Consider the following 20,160-nt stretch of genomic DNA (forward strand, 5'->3'; position numbering starts at 1 on the left):
GGCGCCGGTGTTGTCGCAGCGGTTCGAGGTTCGTGCGGTGCCCACGTTGATGGTGGTGCGTAACGGGGAGGTCGTCGCCCGGCAGCCGGGAGCGGTGCCCCTCCCGCAGCTGCGCAGCTGGCTCGACCAGGCGCTCGCAGACCGACCCGACCAGGAGACAACCCAGTGAGCCGATCCACCGCCAGCACGATGTCACGCGGCGACATGTGGGAGGTGCCGCTGCGGCTGACCTCCGGTGCCTACATCGTGGACTCGGGCCTGGGCAAGTGGGGCGCCGACGAGGAGACGGCCAAGCATCTGCACGGCTTCGCGGCCGGGGCCTACCCCTTCCTCAAGGGCATGGATCCCGCCACGTTCGTCAAGGCGCTCTCGGCCGGGGAGGTCCTCATCGGGGCGGCGCTGCTCGTCCCGTTCGTGCCGGCGGGCATCGCCGGGCTGGGGCTGCTCGGGTTCGGCGCCGGGCTGCTCGGGCTCTACGCCCGCACTCCCGGGATGCGCCGCCCCCATTCCCCGTTCCCGACCCAGGACGGGATCGCGCTGGCCAAGGACGCCTGGCTCGCCGCGATCGGCGCGGCGCTGGTCCTCGGCGAGCGGGCGAGGCGATGACCGCGGGGATCAGGCCTGACCGGGGCGTCGACCCGCATGTCACCTGGATCCGCGACGTCGTGCCGCGCACCCCGGAGGGATGCGAGGACTGCATGCAGATCGGCAGCGCATGGGTGCATCTGCGGCTGTGCCTCACGTGCGGGCACGTCGGCTGCTGCGACTCCTCCCCGATGCGGCACGCGCGGGGCCACGCCGGGTTCGTGGGGCACCCGATCGTGCGGTCGTTCGAGCCGGGCGAGGACTGGCGCTGGTGCTACGTCGACGAGGTGTTCGCATGACACGCACGGGCTCGGCCCCGCCCGGGGCAGACCTCGAGCAGCTGCTCGCGTCCGTCCCCGACGGTGAGAGCCCGGACCTGACAGGGGCCTACCCCCGGCTCGACGAGCCGGAGGTCCGCGCGTTGTCCGCTCTCGGCGAGCGCACCCGGATGGAGCGCGGTCAGGTGCTGATCGCCGAGGGCGCGCCGGACGACGCGTTCCGGGTGATCCAGTCGGGGCGGGTCGCGGTGGTGGAGGGCTTCGGCACCCCCGAGCAGCGGGTCGTCCGGGTCCACGGCCCGGGGCGGTTCCTCGGCGAGTTCGGCCTGCTCACCGGGCAGGTGGCCTTCGTGACCTGGCTCGCGGCCGATTCCGGCGACCTCCTCGTCGTACCCGCGGACCGCTTCCGCGCCCACCTCGTGGACGATCCCGCCCTCGGCGACGAGATCCTGCGGGCCTACCTCATCCGCCGGACGCTGGAGCTCGGCGAGGGGGCCGGGTTCCGGATCATCGGGTCCCGGTTCTCCCCGGACAGCCATCGGCTCCGGGAGTTCGCCGCCCGCAACCGGCTGCCGCACCGGTTCGTCGACCTCGAGTCCGACCCCGCCGCGGACTCGCTCCTGCGCGAGCTCCAGATCACTCCCGACGAGACACCGGTCGTTGTGTGGCGCGACCGGCTGCTGCGCAATCCCGGGCCGGCCGATCTCGCCGCGCTGACGGGGCTCGCGCGCGGCGGCCCCGCGGTCGAGGTCTGCGACCTGGCCGTGGTCGGGGGCGGCCCTTCCGGACTGGCCGCCGCCGTCTACGGCGCGTCGGAGGGGCTCGCCACGGTCCTGCTCGACGGCGTCGCCATGGGTGGGCAGGCCGCGACATCGTCGCGTATCGAGAACTACCTCGGTTTCCCGGCCGGGATCTCCGGCGGGGAGCTCGCCGACCGGGCCGTCGTGCAGGCCGAGAAGTTCGGCGCCCGGATGGCGGTGCCGTCCGAGGCGGTGGCCCTGGAGATCGGCGATGACGGGCTCAACCGGATCCGGATCAGCGGCGGCGACACCGTCACGGCGCGCGCGGTCGTCCTCGCGTGCGGGGCCCGCTACCGGCGGCTGCCGGTGCCGCGGCTGGAGGAGTTCGAGGACACCTGCGTCCTCTACGCTGCCACCCTCATCGAGGCCCAGATGTGTGCGGGCGAGCCGGTGGCGGTCGTCGGCGGCGGCAACTCGGCCGGCCAGGCCGCACTGTTCCTCGCCGGCCACGCGGTCGGGGTGCAACTCGTCGTCCGCGAGCACGACCTCGACGAGAACATGTCGCGCTACCTCGCGGACCGGATCCTGCACGATCCCCGGATCGAGCTGCACCTGCACACCGAGGTGCGTGAGCTGGTGGGGGAGCGTGGCGTGCTGGAGGCCGTCGTCATCGAGGACATCGAGACCGGCGAGCGCCGGACAGTGCCCGCCCGCAGGCTGGGGGTGTTCATCGGCGCATCGCCCTGCACGGGCTGGCTGGGCGACGCCGTCGCGCGCGACGACGGGGGCTACGTCCTGACCGGTGCCGCCGTGGCCCCCGACGACGGGCAGGCCGACGCTCCGCTGCTGCTGGAGACGAGCGCGCGCGGGGTGTTCGCGGCCGGGGACGTCCGCAGCGGATCGGTGAAGCGGGTCGCGTCCGCGGTGGGGGAGGGTGCGATGGCGGTCCGCATGGTGCACGAGCGCCTGGCGTCGGTGCGGTGACGCCCACCCGGTCCTCGCGCGGGTCGCGGAGTTCCTGCGCTCATCCGGCCTGACCGACGATCCCCCTCGTCGCCGTCGGCGTCCGCCCCGAACGGCGTCATGGCCGCCGTGACGCCGCCGGACCGTCCGGCCGGTGCGATCTCGACGGCGGGTGCGCCGGCGCCGGGGCGGTCGAGTCCCGCACCCGCAAGGAGGTCGGCAGCACCACGCGCGCGTCGTGGCGGCTGCCGAGGAGCACGTCGATCAGTGCCCTCCCGGCCTGCTCCGAGGGGCTGGTGACGGTGGTCAGCGGGGGATGGCAGAAGTCGGAGCCGAAGATGTCGTCGTAGCCGACCACGCTGACATCGGCGGGCACCGCGATCCCGAGGTGCTCGAGGCGGCGCAGCACGCCGATGGCGAGCAGGTCGTTGAACGCGATGAGGGCGGTGGCGCCGCTCGCGATGCCGACGTCGGCGGCGGCCTCCCCGTGGTCGACGGTGGGGGAGAACGGCCCCAGCCGCGTGAACGCGATCCCGGCGGCCGCCGAGTGCCGCTCCAACGCCTGCCCGCGTTCGGCGTCGGACCACGCGTCGGGTGGGCCGCCGAGGTACGCGATCGACGGGTGGCCCAGCGCGGCGAGGTGCTCGACGATCTGCCTGCTCCCGTCGTCGGAGTCGGTGACGACGCTCGCGAACCCGTCCGCCTCGCGGTTGTAGAGCACGACGGGGCGGCGGCCGCCCACCGCGCGCAGCGCGTCCTCGGGCAGGCGGCTGGAGGCGAGCACGAGCCCGTCGACGGCCGAGCCGATGCGGTCCGCGTGGTCGGACTCCAGCTCGGCGCTGCCCTGCGAGTCACCGAGGACGAGCGTGTAGCCCGCCGCGCGCGCCTGCGCCTCCGCGCCGCGGATCAGCCCGAAGTTGTGGGGGTTGGTGATGTCGCTGACCAGCAGCGCGAGCATCCGCGTGCGTCCCGAGGGCAGGGCCTGCGCGATCCGGTTGGGCCGGTAGTCGAGCCGCCGTGCGACGGCCTGCACGTGCTCGCGGGTGCGGCTGCTGACGCGGTCGGGGTTGGACAGTGCCCGCGACACGGTCGACACCGCGACGCCGGCCTCGCGGGCGACGTCGTGCAGCGTGACGGCCTCCGTCCGCGACGGCGCTCCGCTGCTGTCGACGCTGTGGGGCATGCCTCAGTTGTACCCGACGCTGGCAAATTATGGCAAACGTTTGCCATACTGGTCTCGGTCCAGCTGAGGAGATGACGTGGGAAGCACCGGTGTAGCCGTCACGACGAGAACGGCCTGGGCGGTGTGGACCGTCGGCGTCGCCGCCTACGTGATCACCGTGATGCAACGGACCACGCTCGGCGTGGCCGGGCTCGATGCCGCGCGGCACTTCTCCGTCACGCCCGCGACGCTGTCGGCGTTCGTGTTCGTCCAGGTCGCGGTGTACGTCGCGGCCCAGATCCCGGCCGGCCTGCTGGTCGACCGGTTCGGTGCCCGGATCATGCTGGTGGTCAGCGGGTCGCTGCTGACCGGCGGTCAGCTCGTGCTGGCCTTCGCCTCGGCGCTGCCCCTGGCGGTGCTCGCCCGCGTGCTGGTCGGCACCGGCGACGCGATCGTCTTCGTCGCGGTGCTGGCGCTGATCCCGCGCTGGTTCCCGGCGCGGCGCGTCCCCGTCCTCACCCAGCTGACGACGATCCTCGGCCAGCTGGGGCAGATCCTCTCGGCGGTGCCGTTCCTGGCGCTGCTGCACGCCTCGGGCTGGTCGGCGGCCTTCGCCGGCGCCGCCGCCGGCAGCGCGCTCGTCGCCGTGCTGGCGCTGGCGGTGGTCCGCAACGCCCCGATCGGGCCCGACGGCGCGGGATGGTCGCCGGCACCGTCGGTGTCGGTGCGCGAGATCGCGGCGCAGCTCTCGGCGGTGTGGCGCCGGCCCGGCACCCGACTCGGTTTCTTCGGCCACATGGGCACGCAGTTCTCGATGATGGTGTTCGCGCTGCTGTGGGGCGTGCCGTTCCTCGTCTCGGCCCAAGGGCTGACGGCGTCCGAGGCCAGCGCCCTGATCACGCTGTTCGTGGTGTGCACGATCCTCATCGGCCCGATGGTCGGCGTGCTCGCGATGCGGCACCCGCTGCGCCGGTCGTGGCTGCTGCTGGGCGTCATCGCCGCCGACGTGACCGTCTGGACGGCGGTGCTGGCGCTGCCCGGGCCGGCACCGCGCTGGCTCCTGGTGGTGCTGGTCGTGGTGCTGTCGGCGGGCGGCCCCGGGTCGGTGGTGGGCATCGACATCGCGCGCACCACGAACCCCAGCTCCAACCTCGGGGTCGCCCAGAGCATGGTCAACCTCGGCGGCTTCCTCGCGACGCTGGTGGTGCTGGCCGTCATGGGTGCGCTGCTCACGGCGATGGGAGGGTTCACACTCGAGGCGTTCCGCGTCGCCTGGCTGGTGCAGTACCCGGTGTGGGCGCTCGCGGTGGTGGGCGTGCTCGTCACCCGCCGCAAGGCCCGGCTCGTCGACGCGGCCCACGGCATCACGCCCCGGCCGCTGCGCGAGCTGCTGGCGGCCCGTCGATGAGCCGCTAGCCGCAGGTCGCCCTGGAGCTCGCCGTCGCGGCCGGGCGGCTGCAGGTCGAGCGCCGGGCGATGGTGGTGGGCCCCCTCGTCCAGGTGTCATCCGCGCCGGTGACGTCCGCCTCCCAGCGGACCGCGCGAACGGGCGAGAGTGCGCCCCGTGCGAGCGGACGGTGTCGCCGGGCGGCAGGGGACACCCGGCCGGCGGCTGCCGGGGACGGGGTACGGCGGGATCGTGCCGGTCAGTGGGCGGCCTCGGGGTGGCGCAGCATGGCGTCGACGGCCTCGCGCAGCGCGACGACGCGGGCCACGTGGTCGTCGGCGATGGGGCCCGGCGCGCCGGGTGCGTCGGCGACCGTGCCGCCGATCGCCACCGCGATCTCCGGCGGCAGCGTGGCCAGCATCCCGCGGCCCGCCCCCGCGCCCCCGAGCTCGCGGGCGGGCACGCGGACGTAGCCGAGCAGGTCGCCGAGCTCCACCACGGTGTCGGCGATCCGGTCGGCCTCGTCGCGGAGCGGGGAGACGTCCAGCACGACCCCGCCCCCGGTGTCGCCGACGACCGCCACGGCCCGCTCCAGGTCGGCCACCGGCGTTCCCGGAACCACCGAGAGCAGTGGGCGGAGGCGGTAGCGGTGGGCGAGCTCGGCGAGCAGACCGAACAGCTCGGCCGGGTCCTCGGCGGAGCCGGTGGCGGCGCGCGCGGTGACGAACTGGGCCCCGAGCCGGACGCCGAGCTCCAGCGCGCGGCTGTAGGCGTGGCGGCTGTCGACCACCCGCAGTTCCGGCCCCAGCTCGACCCGCCCGACGTCGAGCACGGTCACCCGCGAGGCCAGCAGGGCGGGCACCAGCTCGTGCAGCATCTCCGAGCCGATGCCCTTGCTCCACCACTGCGTGCCGTCGACGACGGCGGCGACCCGGAGCCCGATCGACTGCAGCCCGGCCCTCTCGACGACCCGCACGAGGCCCACGGGGTCGAGCGGGTGCACGGTGGACTGGTGCAGGGCGATCCGGTTCACGCGGGCTGCCTCCGGGGACGTGATCGGGGACGGGTGGTGCGGGCGTCAGCTTGCCAGCGGCCCGCCCTGTCCGTCGATGTTGTCCCTGACGAGGCAGCGGAAATGCTCGCGGGTGCGTTCGGGGAGCTCGGACCACGGCAGGGCGCCGTAGCGGAGGTACAGCTCGCGGGCCCGCTCCTCGAGGTCTGCGGGCGGGTCCGGCGTGCGTGAGGACGTCATGCCTGTCCATCGCGGGTGGCGATCGATCCAGTACCGCCGGTATGTCGCTGAGCGGAACCGACGTGCGGCTCGCCGCCGTTCCTCGTGCCGACGCACGAGAGCCCGTCCGGGGCACCGGACGGGCTCTCGCGTTCCTCGGCCGTGGGCCGGGCTCATGGGGGTCAGGCGGGCGGGGCTGAGGCCGCGGGACCGTTGCGGGTGGCGCGGGCGCGCCTCGGCGCCTCGGTCGCGGCGGTGACCGGGGTGAACGCCGCGGCTGCCGTCCGGGCCTGCTCGCCGAGCGTGTCGGTGGCCTCGGTGCCTGCGTCGATCAGCGTCGCGACGAGGGCCTTCTGCGCGGTGAGCAGGTTCGCGGCCAGGTCGAACCACGTGTCGACGACGGTGTGGATCTCGGTGGCGGCGGGGAGCGGGTTCTCGGCCGAGAACGACAGCGCATAGTGCTGGAGGCTCTCGGTCCAGGTGCGGACGGCCGCGGTGGTGGCGTCCTGGCTGCGCTGGGCGATGGCGGCGATCTGGTCGGTCGGGGCGGTCATGGCGGTGTCTCCTTCGACGTCGTTGGCGTTGCTTGAAATAGTACGCAGTCATCGTTAACTATGTCAAGCGAAGCGGCGGAGCAGCGCGGTCAGTCGGGCCGGTGGGACGGGCTCGCTCCACTCGTCCGCGTGCAGGTGCAGCACGATCTCGTCCCCGTCCGTCGTGACATCGCGCAGCCGCAGGCGCCTGGGGAGAGCGGGCAGGGCGATCCGCAGCTCCGGAAGCCACGCGGGCAGCGCGGTGCGGAGCCTGCCCACCTGCAGGGTGCGGGGCCGCAGCAGCAGGGCCTCGGCCGTCACCTCCGGGGTGACGGTCAGCGATCCCCGTCCGAGGTGCCGCGCGAGGTGCACCCGCGCCGCACCGTCGCCGATCTCCAGGCGCAGCGCCGGTCGCAGCGCGGCGAGCCGGTCGTGGAGGACGGCGGGGCGCAGCCGCAGCTCCAGCGTCACGGGCGCGGCCACCACGGTCGGGGCGGGCAGCGGCCGCACGTGCACGTTGTGGCCGACGAGGACGGCGCGGTGGGCCTCCAGGTCGCGGTGGCGCACGTCGGTGGCCGCCACGCGCACCTCGCCGAGCTGGCCGAGGGAGAGCCCCACCGGCTCCGGGTGCACGCGCAGGGACTCCAGGCACAGGCTCAGCTCGCCGCCAGTGCCCGGCACCGTGACGCGGCGGCCGGACAGCCGACGTCCGGCGGCCCGCAGCACGGCCTCGACGGCGGCCCCGAGCCCCAGCAGGCCGGGCACAGACGGACCCGCGCCCGTGCCCGGGAACAGTCCGCTCAGCGCCCGCAGCGCGGCCGGACCCGGCCAGGTCGACCAGGGGTCGGCGTCGCGGTCCACCCCGGCAGTGTCGACCGCGTTCCGCCGGTTTGTCGCGCGACCACTTCCGCCGAGCGGGAGCGGTGTCCGATCGGACCGGCGCGCCACCATCCTGGGTTCGGCCGGATGGCCCGATGCGGAGGTCGGTGTGGACTCGTACGGACTCGTGCTCGCCGACGCGGCGCAGAACCTCTACCCGGCGCGCATGCAGATGGCGCTCTCGCTTGGCTGGCACATCATCTTCTCGTGCTTCGGCATCGCGTTCCCCGTGCTCGTCGTGTTCACCGAGTGGCGCGGGCACCGGCGCGGCAACCCCGAGTTGCTGGACCTCGCACACACCTGGGCCAAGGCGATGGGGGTGATGTTCGCTGCCGGCGCGGTGTCCGGGACGCTCCTGTCGTTCGAGATGGGCGTGCTGTGGCCCGGCCTGATGGCGCCCTTCGGCCCGGTGTTCGGGTTCCCGTTCGTGCTGGAGGGCTTCGCGTTCTTCATCGAGGCGATCTTCGTGGGCATCTACCTGTTCGGCTGGAACCGGATGTCGCCGCGCGCCCACATGCTCAGCGCGCTACCGATGATCATCTCCGGGTTGCTGGGCGCGTTCTTCGTCATCGCCGCCAACTCGTGGATGAACAACCCGACCGGCTTCCAGCTGACTCCCGACGGCAGGGTCGTGAACGCCGACCCGGTGGGTGCGATGTTCGGCCCGGACACGTGGCCGGAGTTCGTGCACATGGTGGTCGCCGCGTACATGGTGGTGGGGTTCACCGTGGCGTCGGTGTACGCGGTCGGGATGCTGCGCGGCAGGCGCGACCGCTACCACCGCTTCGGGTTGCTCATCCCGCTGACCGTCGCGTGCATCGCCGCTCCGATCCAGATCGTGGTCGGGGACTGGATCGCGAACGCGGTGGCGGAGAACCAGCCCGTCAAGCTCGCGGCGATGGAGGGGCTCTACCGGACGTCGACGGCGGTGCCGCTGTCGCTGGGCGGGATCTTCGTGGACAACCGGCTGCAGTGGGCGCTCGAGGTGCCGTGGGGGCTGTCGCTGCTCGTCACCCACGACCCGAACGGCAAGGTGGTGGGCCTGGAGAGCGTGCCGCCCGACCTGCGCCCGCCGGTGAACATCGTGCACCTGTCCTACAACGCGATGGTCGGGATCGGCTCGGCCCTGCTGCTGATCACCCTGTGTCTCGCGTGGAGCTGGTGGCGACGACGGCGGGCGCCGCAGTCGCGCTGGTTCCTCCGCGCGGTGGCGGTCTCGGGTGCCGCGGCCGTCGTCGCGATGGAGGCCGGGTGGGTCACCACCGAGGTGGGCCGCCAGCCGTTCATCGTCTACGGAATCCTGCGCACCGCCGACGCCGTCAGCCCGGCGCCGGGTCTCTACCTCGGCTACTACGCGGTGGTGGTGATCTACGTGCTGCTCACCGTGCTCACGCTGGTGGTGCTGCGCAGGCTCGCCCGGTCGCATGCCACGCCCGCGCCGCAGGAGCCCGAGCCCGAGCGGGCACTGCGATGACGCTCGCGGACGCGGTGCTCGGCGTCATGTTCGTCGGGCTCATCGCGTACGGGTTGTTCGGCGGCGCCGACTTCGGCGCCGGTGTGTGGGACCTGCTGGCCGGCGGTACCCGGCGCGGGCAGCGGCAGCGCGACCTGATCGAGCACTCGCTCGGCCCCGTCTGGGAGGCCAACCACGTCTGGCTGATCTTCGTGCTGGTGGTGCTGTGGACGGCGTTCTCCGGAGCGTTCGTCTCCGTCACCACCACGCTCTACCAGCCGCTGCTCCTCGCGGCGTTCGGCATGATCGCCCGCGGCGCGGCGTTCGCGTTCCGCAAGAGCGTCACCACGCTCGGGCTGCGGCGCTTCCTCGGGGCCTCGTTCGCGCTGTCGTCGCTGATCACTCCGTACTTCCTCGGCACCATCGTCGGAGGGGTCGCGTCGGGCCGGGTCCCGCCGGGCATCGGGGCCGGCGACGTGACCACGAGCTGGGTGAACCCGACCTCGACCCTGGGCGGCGTACTGGCCGTGCTCGTCTGCGCCTACCTCGCCGCCGTGTTCCTGTGCGGTGACGCCCGGCGCGACGGCCACGAGGACCTGGCGAGGGAGTTCCGGGGCCGGGCGATCGGCACCGCTGCCATCACGGGCGCGGTGGGGCTGGGCGGGTTCTTCGTGCTGCGGGCCGACGCGCCGCTGCTGTTCGCGGGTCTGACCGGCCGCGCGCTGCCCGTCGTGGTGGTGTCGGTGGTGGCGGGGCTGGCCGCGATCGTGCTGCTCGTCCGGCGCCGCTATGCGCCTGCGCGCGTCGCCTCGGCCCTCGCGGTGGCCGCGATCCTCGTCGGGTGGGCGGTGGCGCAGTACCCGTACCTGCTGCCCCCGGCCCTGACCATCGCCGACGCGGCGGTGGCCCGGGCGACGCTCGTGGCCACGCTGGTGTCGCTCGTGGTGGGGGCGCTGATCCTGGTCCCGTCGCTGGTCTACCTCTACACGCTGTTCCAGCGGGCGCCGTCCGATGACGCGCCGGCCGTCGGCGCCGTCTCCGCGCCGACGCCGGTGCGATGATCCGCTTCCCGGAGGCCGAGGGGTGCACCGGTCCGGGCCTCGTCGGCGCGCGGGCGATCATGACGGTCCCGCCGTGCGGCGGGGGACAGCGTGCAGTCGTTCCGCTGACGGGCCGAGTCGGTGAGCGGTGATCATGGGTTGCGCTGCGCCACTCGCGCGCCCCGGGGCCACCGGACGGACGAGGCGCGGCACCGGCCGCCGATCCGGGGGTTCCGTCCGGCCGGGTCCGGCACCAGGCTGGGGCGGTCACAGTGTCGTGGCGCGCCCATCGCGCTGGACCTGCGTCCGGCCCCCACCCTGCCCGCGCAGGGCAGCCCATGCCGAGAGGGCCACATGACCCGACCGCCCGCCACCTCCACCTGGCCCGCCGTCCCACTGCCCGCCTACGCCCGTGACGCCTCCGCCTACGACAAGCGCACCGGCTCCTTCGGGCGCTACCGCCGCGAGGTCGTCGACCAGCTGCCCCTGCGGCGTGGCGATGTCGTCATCGACGTGGGGTGCGGCACCGGACTGTGCTTCGCGCAGATCGAGGAACGCATCGGGCCGGACGGCACGATCGTCGGCGTGGACGCGGCGCCGGACATGCTCGCGGTGGCCTCCGAGCGAGCGACCGCCGCCGGCTGGTCCAACGTCGTGCTCGTCGAGGCGACCGTGGCCGAGGCCGAGCTGCCCGTCGCCGACCATGCGCTCTTCTGCGCGGTCCACGACGTGCTGCAGTCGGCATCGGCCGTCGACCACGTGGTGGCCCACGTGCGGCCCGGTGGCGGGGTGGCGGCCGGGGGCGGCAAGTGGGCGCCCCCGTGGGCGCTCGCCGTCAACGCGTCGGTGCTGGCCCTGCACGCCCCCTACGTGCGCGACTTCACCGGCTTCGACCGGCCCTGGGAGCTGCTCGCGGAGCGGGTGCCGGGCCTCGGGGTGCGCGAGGTCGCGATGGGCGGTGGCTACGTCGCGGCCGGCACCGTTTCCGCCGAGTGGGAGCCGCCGCCGGGCTGACCCGGTGCCGCCGATGATGACGGCGTGACCGTGCAGAAGGCGATCGAGCTGATCGGGACCGGCGACACCGTCCAGGACGCCGTGACCGAGGCGCTCGACCGCGCCCGGCTCTCCCTGGAGGGCATCACCTCGTTCGAGGTGCAGCGCATCTCCGGCGTGCTCGACGGGTCCGGCACCTCCTACCGGGTGGAGCTGCGGGTGTGGTTCACGCTGCTCGAGCGCATGCACGGATGAGCGCCGCGGAGGCCGTGTCCGTCGCGCTGCCGGTCGGGGTCAACGGCGTCGAGAGCGTCACCATGACCGTCATCCCGGACGGCGACCACGTCACGATCGTCGACTGCGGGGTGTGGCGGCCCGACCTGCCCGACGGCGGTGTCGGCGCGCTGGAGGCAGGGCTGGAGGGCGCCGGGTACGCGCTGCGCGACGTCTCGCGGATCGTCGTCACGCACGCCCACATCGACCACTACGGCATGGCCGGACGGCTGATGGAGCTCACCGGCGCGCCGCTGCTCATGCACGCACACACCGACCTCGACTGCGAGAAGTACCGCCACCCGGACACCGCGCGCGCCCGGCGCCGCGACACCTACGCCGACCATGGCGTCTCCGAGACCGAGCGCACCGACCTCGCCGACCACCTCACGCGCTGGCTGCCGTATCTGCACTCGGTGGTGGAGGCGTCGCAGCGGCTCCGCGGCGGCGAGGTGCTGACGATCGGCGGCGAGGACTGGGACGTCGTGCACACGCCGGGACACTCGCTCGGCCACGTCTGCCTCTGGTCGCCCACGCGGGAGCTGCTGCTCTCCGGCGACCACCTGCTGCCCGGCATCACCCCGCCCGTGACGTTCGAGCGCGGCTTCGACGCCGACCCGCTGCGCAGCTACCTCGACTCGCTGCGCCGCATCGCGGACCTGCGCCCGCAGCTCGTCCATCCCGGCCACGGCCGCCCGTTCGGCGACGCGGTGGGGCGGATCGAGGCGATCCTGCGCAACAAGCTGCGGCGGCTGGAGCGGGTGCGCGCGGCGATCCGGGAGCGGCCGTACACCGTGACCGAGCTGGCCGACCTGCTCGTGGCGAAGGCGATCCTCGCCCACCAGCGCCAGCTCGCGATCTCCGAGACGCTCGCCCACATCGCCTACCTGCGCTGGTCGGGGGCGGTGGAGCGGCGCACGCGGTCCGACGGCGTCTACGAGTGGTACGCGACGGGCGACGCGCCGCTCGACGTCAAATCCGGCCTACGGGCGGCACCGAGCGCACCCTGAGCGTGGTCCCACCCCTCGGGAGCCACGCGGGTGGTGCGGTGGACGTGCCGCGGGGCCACCGCGCGGACGGTCAGACCGCTGTGGCCTCGGCGGGGTGGGTCGTCGCCAGCTGCCGTGACAGGCTCCCCGTCGCCACGGCCAGCGCCGCGCGGGCGCCGTGCAGGCCGTCGGGCATGTCGGCGACCTCCAGCTCGAGAGCGGCGAGCAGCGCCCCGCCCGCTCCGAACACCGGCATCGCCACCGCACCGGGTGCCGCGCCCGGCTGCGACACCACGAACCGGGTCAGCCGGATGGTGCCCAGCGACCGGCGCAACCGCTCCGGGTACGCCCCGCCGATCATCGCGTCGACCACGGGGGACGGGCTGAAGGCCAGCAGGACCCGGCCCAGGGCATGGTCCTGTGCGGGCCGTGCCGACGCGGCCAGCGCCACCGGTGCGGGGTCGCCCGGCCGGACCGTCACCTCCAGGACGACCCGGCCGTCGATCGTCCCGAGCCGGACCGGGGAGCGGATGGCGAGTGCGAGGTCGCGCATCACGGCGCCGGCGCGGCTCAGCAGGGTGGCGTGGGCGGAAGGCGCACCGGACAGGGCCGCGGCCGCGTCGTCCGGGCGGCATCCGGTCATCTCGGCGTCGGACGTCACGGGCCGGGCGGCCGCCGCCCCCGCGCCGATCATCCGCAGCGGCAGCCCGATGCGGTAGCGCCGTCCTCCGTGCGCTCCAGCAGCCGTCGTGCCGCGAGCTCACCCGCGAGCCGGTGCGCGGTGGACACCGGCAACCCGGTCAGGTGCGCCAGCTCCGTGAGCGAGTATGCGTCGCCCCGTGAGAACGCCATCAGGATCGCGGTGACCTTGCTGGTCACCGAACGCCCGGACTCCGCCGCTCCGCCTGCCATGCCGGACCTCCTCGTCGAGGCACCCACCCTGACCGGAGCACGGCACGCGGGAAAGGAACTGCTCTCGTTCAGCGGGAACGGATCGCGAGCGGGCCCGCGTGCCGGGCGCGGTCCTGCAGCGCACGGCTGGTCGAGATCGCGGCCGTGCGGACGGCGGGGCCGAGCTTGCGCACGTCGGCCCGCCCGGCCCGCTGCACCACGGCCAGCGCCGCGACCACCACTCCGTCGGCGTCGACGACGGGGGAGGCGACCGAGGACGAGCCCAGGCTCATCTCCTCACGGGCACACGCGATGCCGGTGCGCCGCACGTCCGCCAGGGAGCGCCGTAGCTGCCCGGGCGCGACGACGGTGTGGGCGGTGTAGCGGCGCAGTCCGGACTCGCACAGGTCGTGCAGCAGCGCGTCCCCGGCGTGGGCGAGCAGCACCTTCCCGACGCCGGTGGCGTGCAGCGGCAGCCGTCCGCCACGCCGCGATCGCACCCGGACCGCGCCGCGTCCGGTGATCGTGTCGACGTAGAGCGCCTCACGCCCGTCGAGCACGGCGAGGTGCACGTTCTCGCGGGTGGCCTGGTAGAGGTCCTGCATGAACGGCAGGGCCACCTCGCGCAGCGTCGCGTTGCGCGGGGCGAGCGCGCCGAGCTCCCACAGGCGGACGCCGATCCGGTAGCCGGTGCCGCCGTCGGCGCGCTCCAGGCCGCCCCACGCGACGAGCTCCGACGCCAGCCGGTAGGTGGTGGAGACGGGCAGGCCGGTGATCCGGGCCAGCTCGGCGAGGGAGAGCTCCGGTGCGCCCGGGGTGAAGGCGTCCAGCAGCGACACGACCTTGCTGATCACCGAGCGGCCCCGCCACTCGGTACTCCCACCGGCCACAGCGTCACCTCGTCTCGCCGCCATCGTGGCTGCCGCCGGTGCCGCCCCGGTCGCACTCCCACTCAGCAGGAAAGGGCCGTCGGCGCGGCTGACCGCCCGGTGGGCGGTGTTTCACTCGGCGCCAGGTCAGCAGGGGCGAGACGAGGGCGGCACCGATGGCGGAGACGACCAGTACCGACGCGGCGACCAGTACCGACGCGGCGACCGGCGTGGTCCTGCACGGCCTCGAGGGCCTGCAGGAACGCGTCGGTCAGGACATCGGCACGAGCGGCTGGCGGACCGTCGAGCAGGAGCAGATCGACCTGTTCGCGAAGCTCACCGGCGACGAGCAGTGGATCCACACCGATCCGGCCCGCGCCGCGGCCGGCCCGTTCGGCGCCACCGTGCAGCACGGGTTCCTGACCCTCGGCCTGGCCACCGGCCTGCTGTGGGAGGTGTGCACCGTCGACGGCTTCGGCGTGATCCTCAACTACGGCCTGGACAAGGTCCGGTTTCCCGCACCGCTGCGGGTCGGCAGCCGGATCCGCATGCACGTCGCACTCGCCGATGTGAAGGCACTCGAGGGTGGCGCGGAGGCCGTCTACCGCCTCACCTACGAGGTCGAGGGCGAACCGAAGCCGTGCTGCGTCGCCGATCTCGTCTTCCGCTACTACGCCTGATTTCCCCGAGCCTGGAGAGGGAGTCCATGACCACGACCGAGAACCCGGCGATCGGCGAGAGCGCCGAGGGCAACGGGATCCGTACGAACTATCTCGAGGGCGGCAAGGGGGACGAGCACGTCGTGCTGATCCACGGGTCCGGCCCGGGCGTGACGTCGTACGCGAACTGGCGGCTGGTGATCCCGTCGCTGGCGGAGGACTTCCACGTCGTCGCCCCGGACATGGTGGGCTTCGGCTACTCCGACCGTCCGGAGGGCGTGAACTACAGCCTCGACACCTGGGCCGACCAGACCGTCGGGCTGATGGACACGCTCGGCATCCAGAAGGCCCACCTCGTCGGCAACAGCTTCGGCGGCGGCATCGCGCTGCGCATCGCCACCCGGCACCCCGACCGCGTCGGCAAGCTCGTGCTGATGGGCTCGATGGGCGTGCCCTTCCCGATCACCGAGGGTCTCGACGGCGTGTGGGGCTACGACGGAACGCTCGAGGGCATGACCCAGGTCATGGACTACTTCGCCTACGACAAGTCGCTGACCGGCGCGGAGCTCGCGCAGGTGCGCTACGAGGGCGCCACCCAGCCAGGGTTCCAGGAGGCGTTCTCCTCGATGTTCCCCGCCCCGCGGCAGCGCTGGGTGGAGGCGATGACGGTACCCGAGGAGGAGATCCGCGCGCTGCCGCACCGCACGCTGATCGTGCACGGCCGGGAGGACCAGGTCATCCCGCTCGCCAATTCCTACCGGTTGGAGGAGCTGCTCGACAACGCCGATCTCGCCGTGTTCAGCCATTGCGGACACTGGTCGATGATCGAGCGGACCGCCGACTTCAACCGCCTCGTGCGCGACTTCTTCCTGGGCGACTGACGTGGCGACCAGGACTCCCCGCTCCCGGCGGAAGCCGGCGTCCTCGACGGTGGCCGACCGGGATCCCGAGCTGCTGCTGCGGATCCACAAGTTCATGGTCCTGACGCGCGCCGTCGAGGACCGCATGGTGGCCATGTACAAGGGCGGCGACCTGCTCGGCTCCCTCTACACCGGCCACTGGCACGAGGCGATCAGCGTCGGCGCGGCGTCCGCGCTTCGGCCCGACGACTACATGGCCCCCATCCACCGTGACCTCGGCGCACACCTGTGGCGTGGCATGGAGCCCTGGCAGGTGATGGCGAGCTTCATGGGCAAGGCCACCTCGCCGACCGGCGGGCGCGACGGCACGCTGCACTACGGCCGGCTCGACCTGGGCATCTACAACCTGCCCAGCCACATCCCGGCCAACTTCCCGGTGGCCACGGGCATGGCGTTCGCGGCGAAGTACCGCGGCGAGGACAAGGTCTGCCTGGCGTTCTGCGGTGACGGCTCGACGTCGCGGGCGGACTTCCACGAGGCGCTCACGCTCGCGTCGGTGCAGAAGCTGCCCAACGTGTTCGTGATCGAGAACAACCAGTACGCCTACTCGACGCCGCTGCGGCTCACCTCGGCGTCGGAGAGCTTCGCCGTCAAGGCGGTGGCCTACGGCATGCCCGGCGTGACGGTCGACGGCACCGACGCGCTGGCCGTGCACGACGCGGTGGCCGACGGGGTCGCGCGGGCCCGGGCGGGCGAGGGGCCGTCGCTGGTCGAGGCCGTGACGATGCGCATGCACGGCCACGCGGAGCACGACCCCGCGGACTACGTGCTCAAGGAGCTCTACGAGGAGTACGCGGCGAAGGACCCGGTGGAGCTGTTCGAGAACGTGCTGATCGCCGCGGGCCTCCTCGACGACACCGCCGCCAAGCAGGTGCGGGAGGACGCGCGGCAGTACGCCATCGCCGCGCGGCGCAAGGCGCTCGCCGACCCGATGCCCGACCCCAGCAACATCGAGGACGGTGTCTATGCCGACTAGGACAGGGCCGACCAGGACAGGGCCGATCGACACGGGGAACGCCACCTACCTGGATGCGGTGGGCCTGGCGCTCGACAGCGAGATGGACCGCGACCCGGACGTCTTCATCATCGGCGAGGACGTCGGCCAGTTCGGCGGTGCCTTCAAGGTGACGAAGGGCTTCCTCGACAAGTACGGCCCGCGCCGCGTGGTGGACGCCCCGATCGCCGAGACCGGGTTCACCGGCCTCGCCGCGGGCGCCGCGCTGGTGGGGCTGCGGCCGGTGGTGGAGTTCCAGTTCGCGGACTTCATCTCCTGCGCCTTCGACCCGATCATCAACGTGCTGGCGCGCCACCACTGGCGCACCGGCGACTCCATGCCCGTCACGATGCGGGCGCCGTTCGGCGGCCGGTTGCGCGCCGGGCCCACCCACAGCCAGAGCGTGGAGAGCTACTTCGCGCACGTGCCGGGCCTGAAGATCGTCATGCCGGGCACGCCGCAGGACGCGGCGGGCCTGCTGATCAGCTCGATCCGCGACAACAGCCCCACGCTCTACCTGGAGAACAAGTACCTCTACCGGCGGCTCAAGGCGTCGGGCCCGATCTCGCTGGACCCGATCCCGCTCGGCGTCGCGAAGGTCGTGCGGCCCGGGCGCGACGTCACGCTCGTGACGTACTCGGCGGGCGTGCACCAGGGCATCGAGATCGCCGACGAGCTGGACAAGGACGGCATCTCGGTCGAGGTGATCGACGTCCGCACGCTCGTGCCGCTCGACGTGGAGACGATCGTCGACTCGGTGCGGAAGACCTCCCGGGCGGTCGTGCTGCACGAGGCCGCGAAACGGCTCGGCTACGGCGCGGAGATCGCGGCGACCATCCAGGAGGAGTGCTTCTGGTACCTCGACCAGCCGGTGGTGCGGATCGCGGCGAAGAACACCCCGACCCCCACCAGCCCGCCGCTGGAGGACGCGGTGATCCCGCAGCCCGCCGAGATCGCGGAGGTCCTCCGGAAGGTGGCGACGGCATGAGCACGAGCGACTACGACATCGTCGTCCTGGGCGGTGGGCCCGGCGGTTACGCGGCCGCGCTGTACGCCGCCTCGGCAGGGCTCACCGTGGCTTTGGTCGAGAAGGAGAAGGTCGGCGGCACGTGCCTGCACCGGGGCTGCATCCCGGCGAAGGCGTTGCTGCACGCGGCCGAGGTGTTCCGCACGGTGTCCCATGCCGCCGAGCACGGGGTCCGGGTGGCCGGCACGCCCGAGCCGGACTGGGCCGCGGCCAACAAACGCAAAGCCGGCATCGTCAACCAGCTCCACAAGGGGCTCTCCGGTCTGCTCAAGCGCCGCAAGGTCGCCGTGATCAACGGCTACGGCACGCTCGCCGCGGACGGGGCGGTGTCGGTCGACGGGCAGGTCGTCCGCGGCCGGGCCGTGATCCTGTGCCTCGGCTCCGTGCCGCGCACCATCCCCGGCATGGAGATCGACGGGTCGACGATCGTCACCTCGGACCAGTCCACCAACAGCGGCGCCGACCGGCTCCCTGAGCGCGTCGCCGTGATCGGCGGGGGCGTGATCGGGGTGGAGTTCGCGTCGGTCTACACCGACCTCGGCGTGCGGACGACGCTGCTGGAGGCGCTGCCGAACGGCGTGCTGCCGATCGGGCCCGACCGCGACTGTGCCGACGTGCTGGCCCGCAGCCTGAAGAAGCGCGGCACGACGATCCACGCCGAGGCCCGGGTCGGCACGCTGGAGCACACGTCGACCGGCGTGGTCGTGCCGTACGAGACGCCGCGGGGCTCGGACAAGCTCGAGGTCGACCAGGTGCTCGTCTCCATCGGACGCCGCCCGGTCACCGAGGGCGTGGGGCTCGAGGAGGCGGGCGTCCGCATCGACCAGCGGGGCTTCGTCGAGGTCGACACCGCAACCATGCAGACCTCGCGGCCCGGCGTCTACGCGATCGGCGACTGCGTGGCCACCCCCGGGCTGGCGCACGTCGCCTACGCCGAGGCCGTCGTCGCGGTGGAGAGCTTCCTCGGCGAGAACCCGCCGCCCGTCGACTACGGGAAGGTGCCGTGGGTGGTCTACACGCACCCCGAGGTGGCCTGGTCGGGGATGAGCGAGGCCGAGGCGCGCGCAGCCGGCTTCGAGGTCGAGGTGCACAAGCACGCGATGGCGGGCAACGGCCGGGCGATGATCCTCGGCGAGACCGACGGGCTGGTGAAGGTCGTCGCGCAGAAGGACGGCCCGATCCTCGGCTTCCACATGGCAGGCCCGTGGGCCAGCGAGCTGCTGCACGAGGGCTACCTGGCCGTGAACTGGGAGGCGCTGCCCGACGACGTCGGCCGGCTCATCCACGCCCACCCGAGCCTTGCCGAGGCCATCGGCGAAACCATGATCACTTTCTCCGGCCGTTCCCTGCACGGCTGAACCGGAGGCATCGAAGATGAGTGACGAGTGGGTCGTGGCCATGCCCAAGCTGGGCGAGACGGTCACCGAGGGCGAGATCACGAGCTGGTTCAAGGCCGCTGGCGACGTCGTCGCCTTCGACGACCCGCTGTTCGAGGTGTCGACGGACAAGGTCGACTCGGAGATCCCGAGCCCGTACGACGGGGTGCTGCTGGAGATCCTGGTCTCCTCGGGGGAGACGGTTCCGGTGGGCACGCCGCTGGTGCGCATCGGCCCGCCCGGGTCGACACCCGGCGCCCAGGCGCCGCACGCCGGGGTGGACGTCCCGGCCGCGGCGACCCGGTCGACCGCGGCTGCCGGCGGCCCGTCGCTGGGCGATCCGGCCGCGCCGCAGGTGGGCGGCTCGGAGGGGCCGGTGGCCGATGCGTCGGGCGCCGTCATCGGGACGGTGCACGACATCACCATGCCCAAGCTCGGCGAGACCGTCACCGAGGGCACGATCGGGAACTGGCTCAAGCAGGCCGGCGACACGGTGGCGTTCGACGACCCGCTGTTCGAGGTGTCGACGGACAAGGTCGACTCGGAGATCCCGAGCCCGTACGACGGCGTGCTGCTGGAGATCCTCGTGGCGCCGGGGGAGACGGTGCCCGTGGGCACGCCGCTGGCGCGGATCGGGGAACCCGGAGCGGTGAGCGCCGCCACCCCGGCTGCTGCCCCGGTTCCCGCCGCCGCGCCGGCCGTCGCGGTCCCTCCGGCGACGAACGGGTCGGCGCCCGGCGCGCGGGAGGGCCGGCTGCTGTCCCCGCTCGTCCGGCGGCTCGTCGAGGAGGCCGGGCTGGACGTCGCGCTGATCGCGGGGACCGGTGCGGGCGGGCGGATCCGGCGGGAGGACGTCGAGAGGGCCGTGGCGAGCGGTGCAGCGGTGGCCGCGGCCCCGGCTCCGGCCCCGGCTCCGGT

The 20,160-nt window shown here is 73.4% G+C and carries 23 protein-coding genes; 15 read left to right on the forward strand and 8 right to left on the reverse strand.

From position 1 onward, the window contains the following. The first annotated feature begins 165 nt into the window (after positions 1-165). The 3 genes from JWR81_RS14970 to JWR81_RS14980 are packed head-to-tail and all read left to right on the forward strand — an operon-like array spanning position 166 to position 2,587. Positions 166-606, forward strand: a complete 441-nt coding sequence (locus JWR81_RS14970; RefSeq protein WP_367278797.1) for a hypothetical protein — start codon at positions 166-168, stop codon at positions 604-606. Continuing rightward, a complete protein-coding gene (locus JWR81_RS14975) occupies positions 603-884 on the forward strand; it encodes a UBP-type zinc finger domain-containing protein (RefSeq protein ID WP_297651888.1) in 282 nt (93 codons plus the stop codon). Before JWR81_RS14970 ends, JWR81_RS14975 begins: the two co-directional genes overlap by 4 nt. Then, positions 881-2,587: an FAD-dependent oxidoreductase gene (locus JWR81_RS14980; RefSeq protein WP_297651896.1), complete on the forward strand. Its 1,707-nt coding sequence runs from the start codon at positions 881-883 to the stop codon at positions 2,585-2,587. Before JWR81_RS14975 ends, JWR81_RS14980 begins: the two co-directional genes overlap by 4 nt. 97 nt (positions 2,588-2,684) lie before the next feature. Here JWR81_RS14980 and JWR81_RS14985 read toward each other — a convergent pair whose 3' ends face one another. Continuing rightward, on the reverse strand, positions 2,685-3,749 hold the full coding sequence (locus tag JWR81_RS14985) for a LacI family DNA-binding transcriptional regulator (RefSeq protein WP_297651898.1): 1,065 nt from the start codon (positions 3,747-3,749) through the stop codon (positions 2,685-2,687). 76 nt (positions 3,750-3,825) lie between these two features. Between JWR81_RS14985 and JWR81_RS14990 the strand changes: the two genes are divergently transcribed. Beyond that, positions 3,826-5,136, forward strand: coding sequence for a nitrate/nitrite transporter (locus JWR81_RS14990; RefSeq protein ID WP_297651901.1), 1,311 nt, complete (start codon positions 3,826-3,828; stop codon positions 5,134-5,136). Between the two features lie 238 nt (positions 5,137-5,374). Here the strand turns inward: JWR81_RS14990 and JWR81_RS14995 are convergent, their stop codons facing one another. The 4 genes from JWR81_RS14995 to JWR81_RS15010 all read right to left on the reverse strand — a co-directional run bounded on the left by JWR81_RS14995 (position 5,375) and on the right by JWR81_RS15010 (position 7,740). Beyond that, on the reverse strand, positions 5,375-6,148 hold the full coding sequence (locus JWR81_RS14995) for a hypothetical protein (RefSeq protein WP_297651903.1): 774 nt from the start codon (positions 6,146-6,148) through the stop codon (positions 5,375-5,377). Positions 6,149-6,193: 45 nt separating this feature from the next. Next, positions 6,194-6,367 carry a hypothetical protein gene (locus JWR81_RS15000; RefSeq protein ID WP_297651905.1) on the reverse strand — a complete coding sequence of 58 codons (174 nt, stop codon included), beginning with the start codon at positions 6,365-6,367 and terminating at the stop codon, positions 6,194-6,196. Between the two features lie 161 nt (positions 6,368-6,528). Then, the gene (locus JWR81_RS15005) at positions 6,529-6,900 is read right to left on the reverse strand and encodes a hypothetical protein (protein ID WP_297651907.1); all 372 of its coding nucleotides are present in this window, start codon (positions 6,898-6,900) and stop codon (positions 6,529-6,531) included. A gap of 63 nt (positions 6,901-6,963) precedes the next feature. Then, positions 6,964-7,740, reverse strand: coding sequence for an LmeA family phospholipid-binding protein (locus JWR81_RS15010; RefSeq protein ID WP_297651909.1), 777 nt, complete (start codon positions 7,738-7,740; stop codon positions 6,964-6,966). Positions 7,741-7,867: 127 nt separating this feature from the next. On the opposite strand from JWR81_RS15010, the gene JWR81_RS15015 reads away from it, so the two are divergent. From JWR81_RS15015 to JWR81_RS15035, 5 genes are all read left to right on the forward strand, one after another. Beyond that, a complete protein-coding gene (locus tag JWR81_RS15015; protein WP_297651911.1) occupies positions 7,868-9,232 on the forward strand; it encodes a cytochrome ubiquinol oxidase subunit I in 1,365 nt (454 codons plus the stop codon). After that, positions 9,229-10,272, forward strand: coding sequence for a cytochrome d ubiquinol oxidase subunit II (locus JWR81_RS15020; RefSeq protein ID WP_297651913.1), 1,044 nt, complete (start codon positions 9,229-9,231; stop codon positions 10,270-10,272). The genes JWR81_RS15015 and JWR81_RS15020 overlap by 4 nt, the downstream gene beginning before the upstream one ends. Before the next feature lie 333 nt (positions 10,273-10,605). Continuing rightward, positions 10,606-11,265: a methyltransferase domain-containing protein gene (locus JWR81_RS15025; protein ID WP_297651915.1), complete on the forward strand. Its 660-nt coding sequence runs from the start codon at positions 10,606-10,608 to the stop codon at positions 11,263-11,265. A gap of 24 nt (positions 11,266-11,289) precedes the next feature. Then, positions 11,290-11,499, forward strand: coding sequence for a dodecin family protein (locus JWR81_RS15030; protein WP_297651917.1), 210 nt, complete (start codon positions 11,290-11,292; stop codon positions 11,497-11,499). Next, positions 11,496-12,527, forward strand: a complete 1,032-nt coding sequence (locus tag JWR81_RS15035) for an MBL fold metallo-hydrolase (protein WP_297651920.1) — start codon at positions 11,496-11,498, stop codon at positions 12,525-12,527. The genes JWR81_RS15030 and JWR81_RS15035 overlap by 4 nt, the downstream gene beginning before the upstream one ends. 70 nt (positions 12,528-12,597) lie before the next feature. Here the strand turns inward: JWR81_RS15035 and JWR81_RS15040 are convergent, their stop codons facing one another. From JWR81_RS15040 to JWR81_RS15050, 3 genes are all read right to left on the reverse strand, one after another. Further along, complete coding sequence (locus JWR81_RS15040) at positions 12,598-13,200, reverse strand: hypothetical protein (RefSeq protein ID WP_297651923.1); 603 nt, start codon at positions 13,198-13,200, stop codon at positions 12,598-12,600. Continuing rightward, the gene (locus tag JWR81_RS15045) at positions 13,197-13,418 is read right to left on the reverse strand and encodes a helix-turn-helix domain-containing protein (protein WP_297651926.1); all 222 of its coding nucleotides are present in this window, start codon (positions 13,416-13,418) and stop codon (positions 13,197-13,199) included. Before JWR81_RS15045 ends, JWR81_RS15040 begins: the two co-directional genes overlap by 4 nt. Before the next feature lie 68 nt (positions 13,419-13,486). Next, entirely contained in the window at positions 13,487-14,287 is an 801-nt protein-coding gene (locus JWR81_RS15050) for an IclR family transcriptional regulator (RefSeq protein WP_297651936.1), read from the reverse strand. Positions 14,288-14,442: 155 nt separating this feature from the next. Between JWR81_RS15050 and JWR81_RS15055 the strand changes: the two genes are divergently transcribed. The 6 genes from JWR81_RS15055 to JWR81_RS15080 all read left to right on the forward strand — a co-directional run. Further along, complete coding sequence (locus tag JWR81_RS15055; RefSeq protein WP_297651938.1) at positions 14,443-14,946, forward strand: MaoC family dehydratase; 504 nt, start codon at positions 14,443-14,445, stop codon at positions 14,944-14,946. Positions 14,947-14,972: 26 nt separating this feature from the next. Next, positions 14,973-15,806, forward strand: coding sequence for an alpha/beta fold hydrolase (locus JWR81_RS15060; RefSeq protein ID WP_297651940.1), 834 nt, complete (start codon positions 14,973-14,975; stop codon positions 15,804-15,806). Positions 15,807-15,855: 49 nt separating this feature from the next. Further along, positions 15,856-16,821 (forward strand): thiamine pyrophosphate-dependent dehydrogenase E1 component subunit alpha, encoded by a 966-nt coding sequence (locus JWR81_RS15065; protein WP_297651942.1) that lies wholly within the window; start codon positions 15,856-15,858, stop codon positions 16,819-16,821. Further along, positions 16,811-17,827 (forward strand): alpha-ketoacid dehydrogenase subunit beta, encoded by a 1,017-nt coding sequence (locus tag JWR81_RS15070; protein ID WP_297651944.1) that lies wholly within the window; start codon positions 16,811-16,813, stop codon positions 17,825-17,827. Before JWR81_RS15065 ends, JWR81_RS15070 begins: the two co-directional genes overlap by 11 nt. Continuing rightward, complete coding sequence (gene lpdA, locus JWR81_RS15075) at positions 17,824-19,224, forward strand: dihydrolipoyl dehydrogenase (RefSeq protein WP_297651946.1); 1,401 nt, start codon at positions 17,824-17,826, stop codon at positions 19,222-19,224. The genes JWR81_RS15070 and lpdA overlap by 4 nt, the downstream gene beginning before the upstream one ends. Positions 19,225-19,240: 16 nt before the next feature. Next, positions 19,241-20,160: biotin/lipoyl-containing protein (locus tag JWR81_RS15080; protein WP_297651948.1), on the forward strand; the 920-nt coding region annotated here is incomplete at its 3' end.

It is taken from the genome of Pseudonocardia sp., assembly GCF_025965585.1.
GTDB lineage: Bacteria > Actinomycetota > Actinomycetes > Mycobacteriales > Pseudonocardiaceae > Pseudonocardia.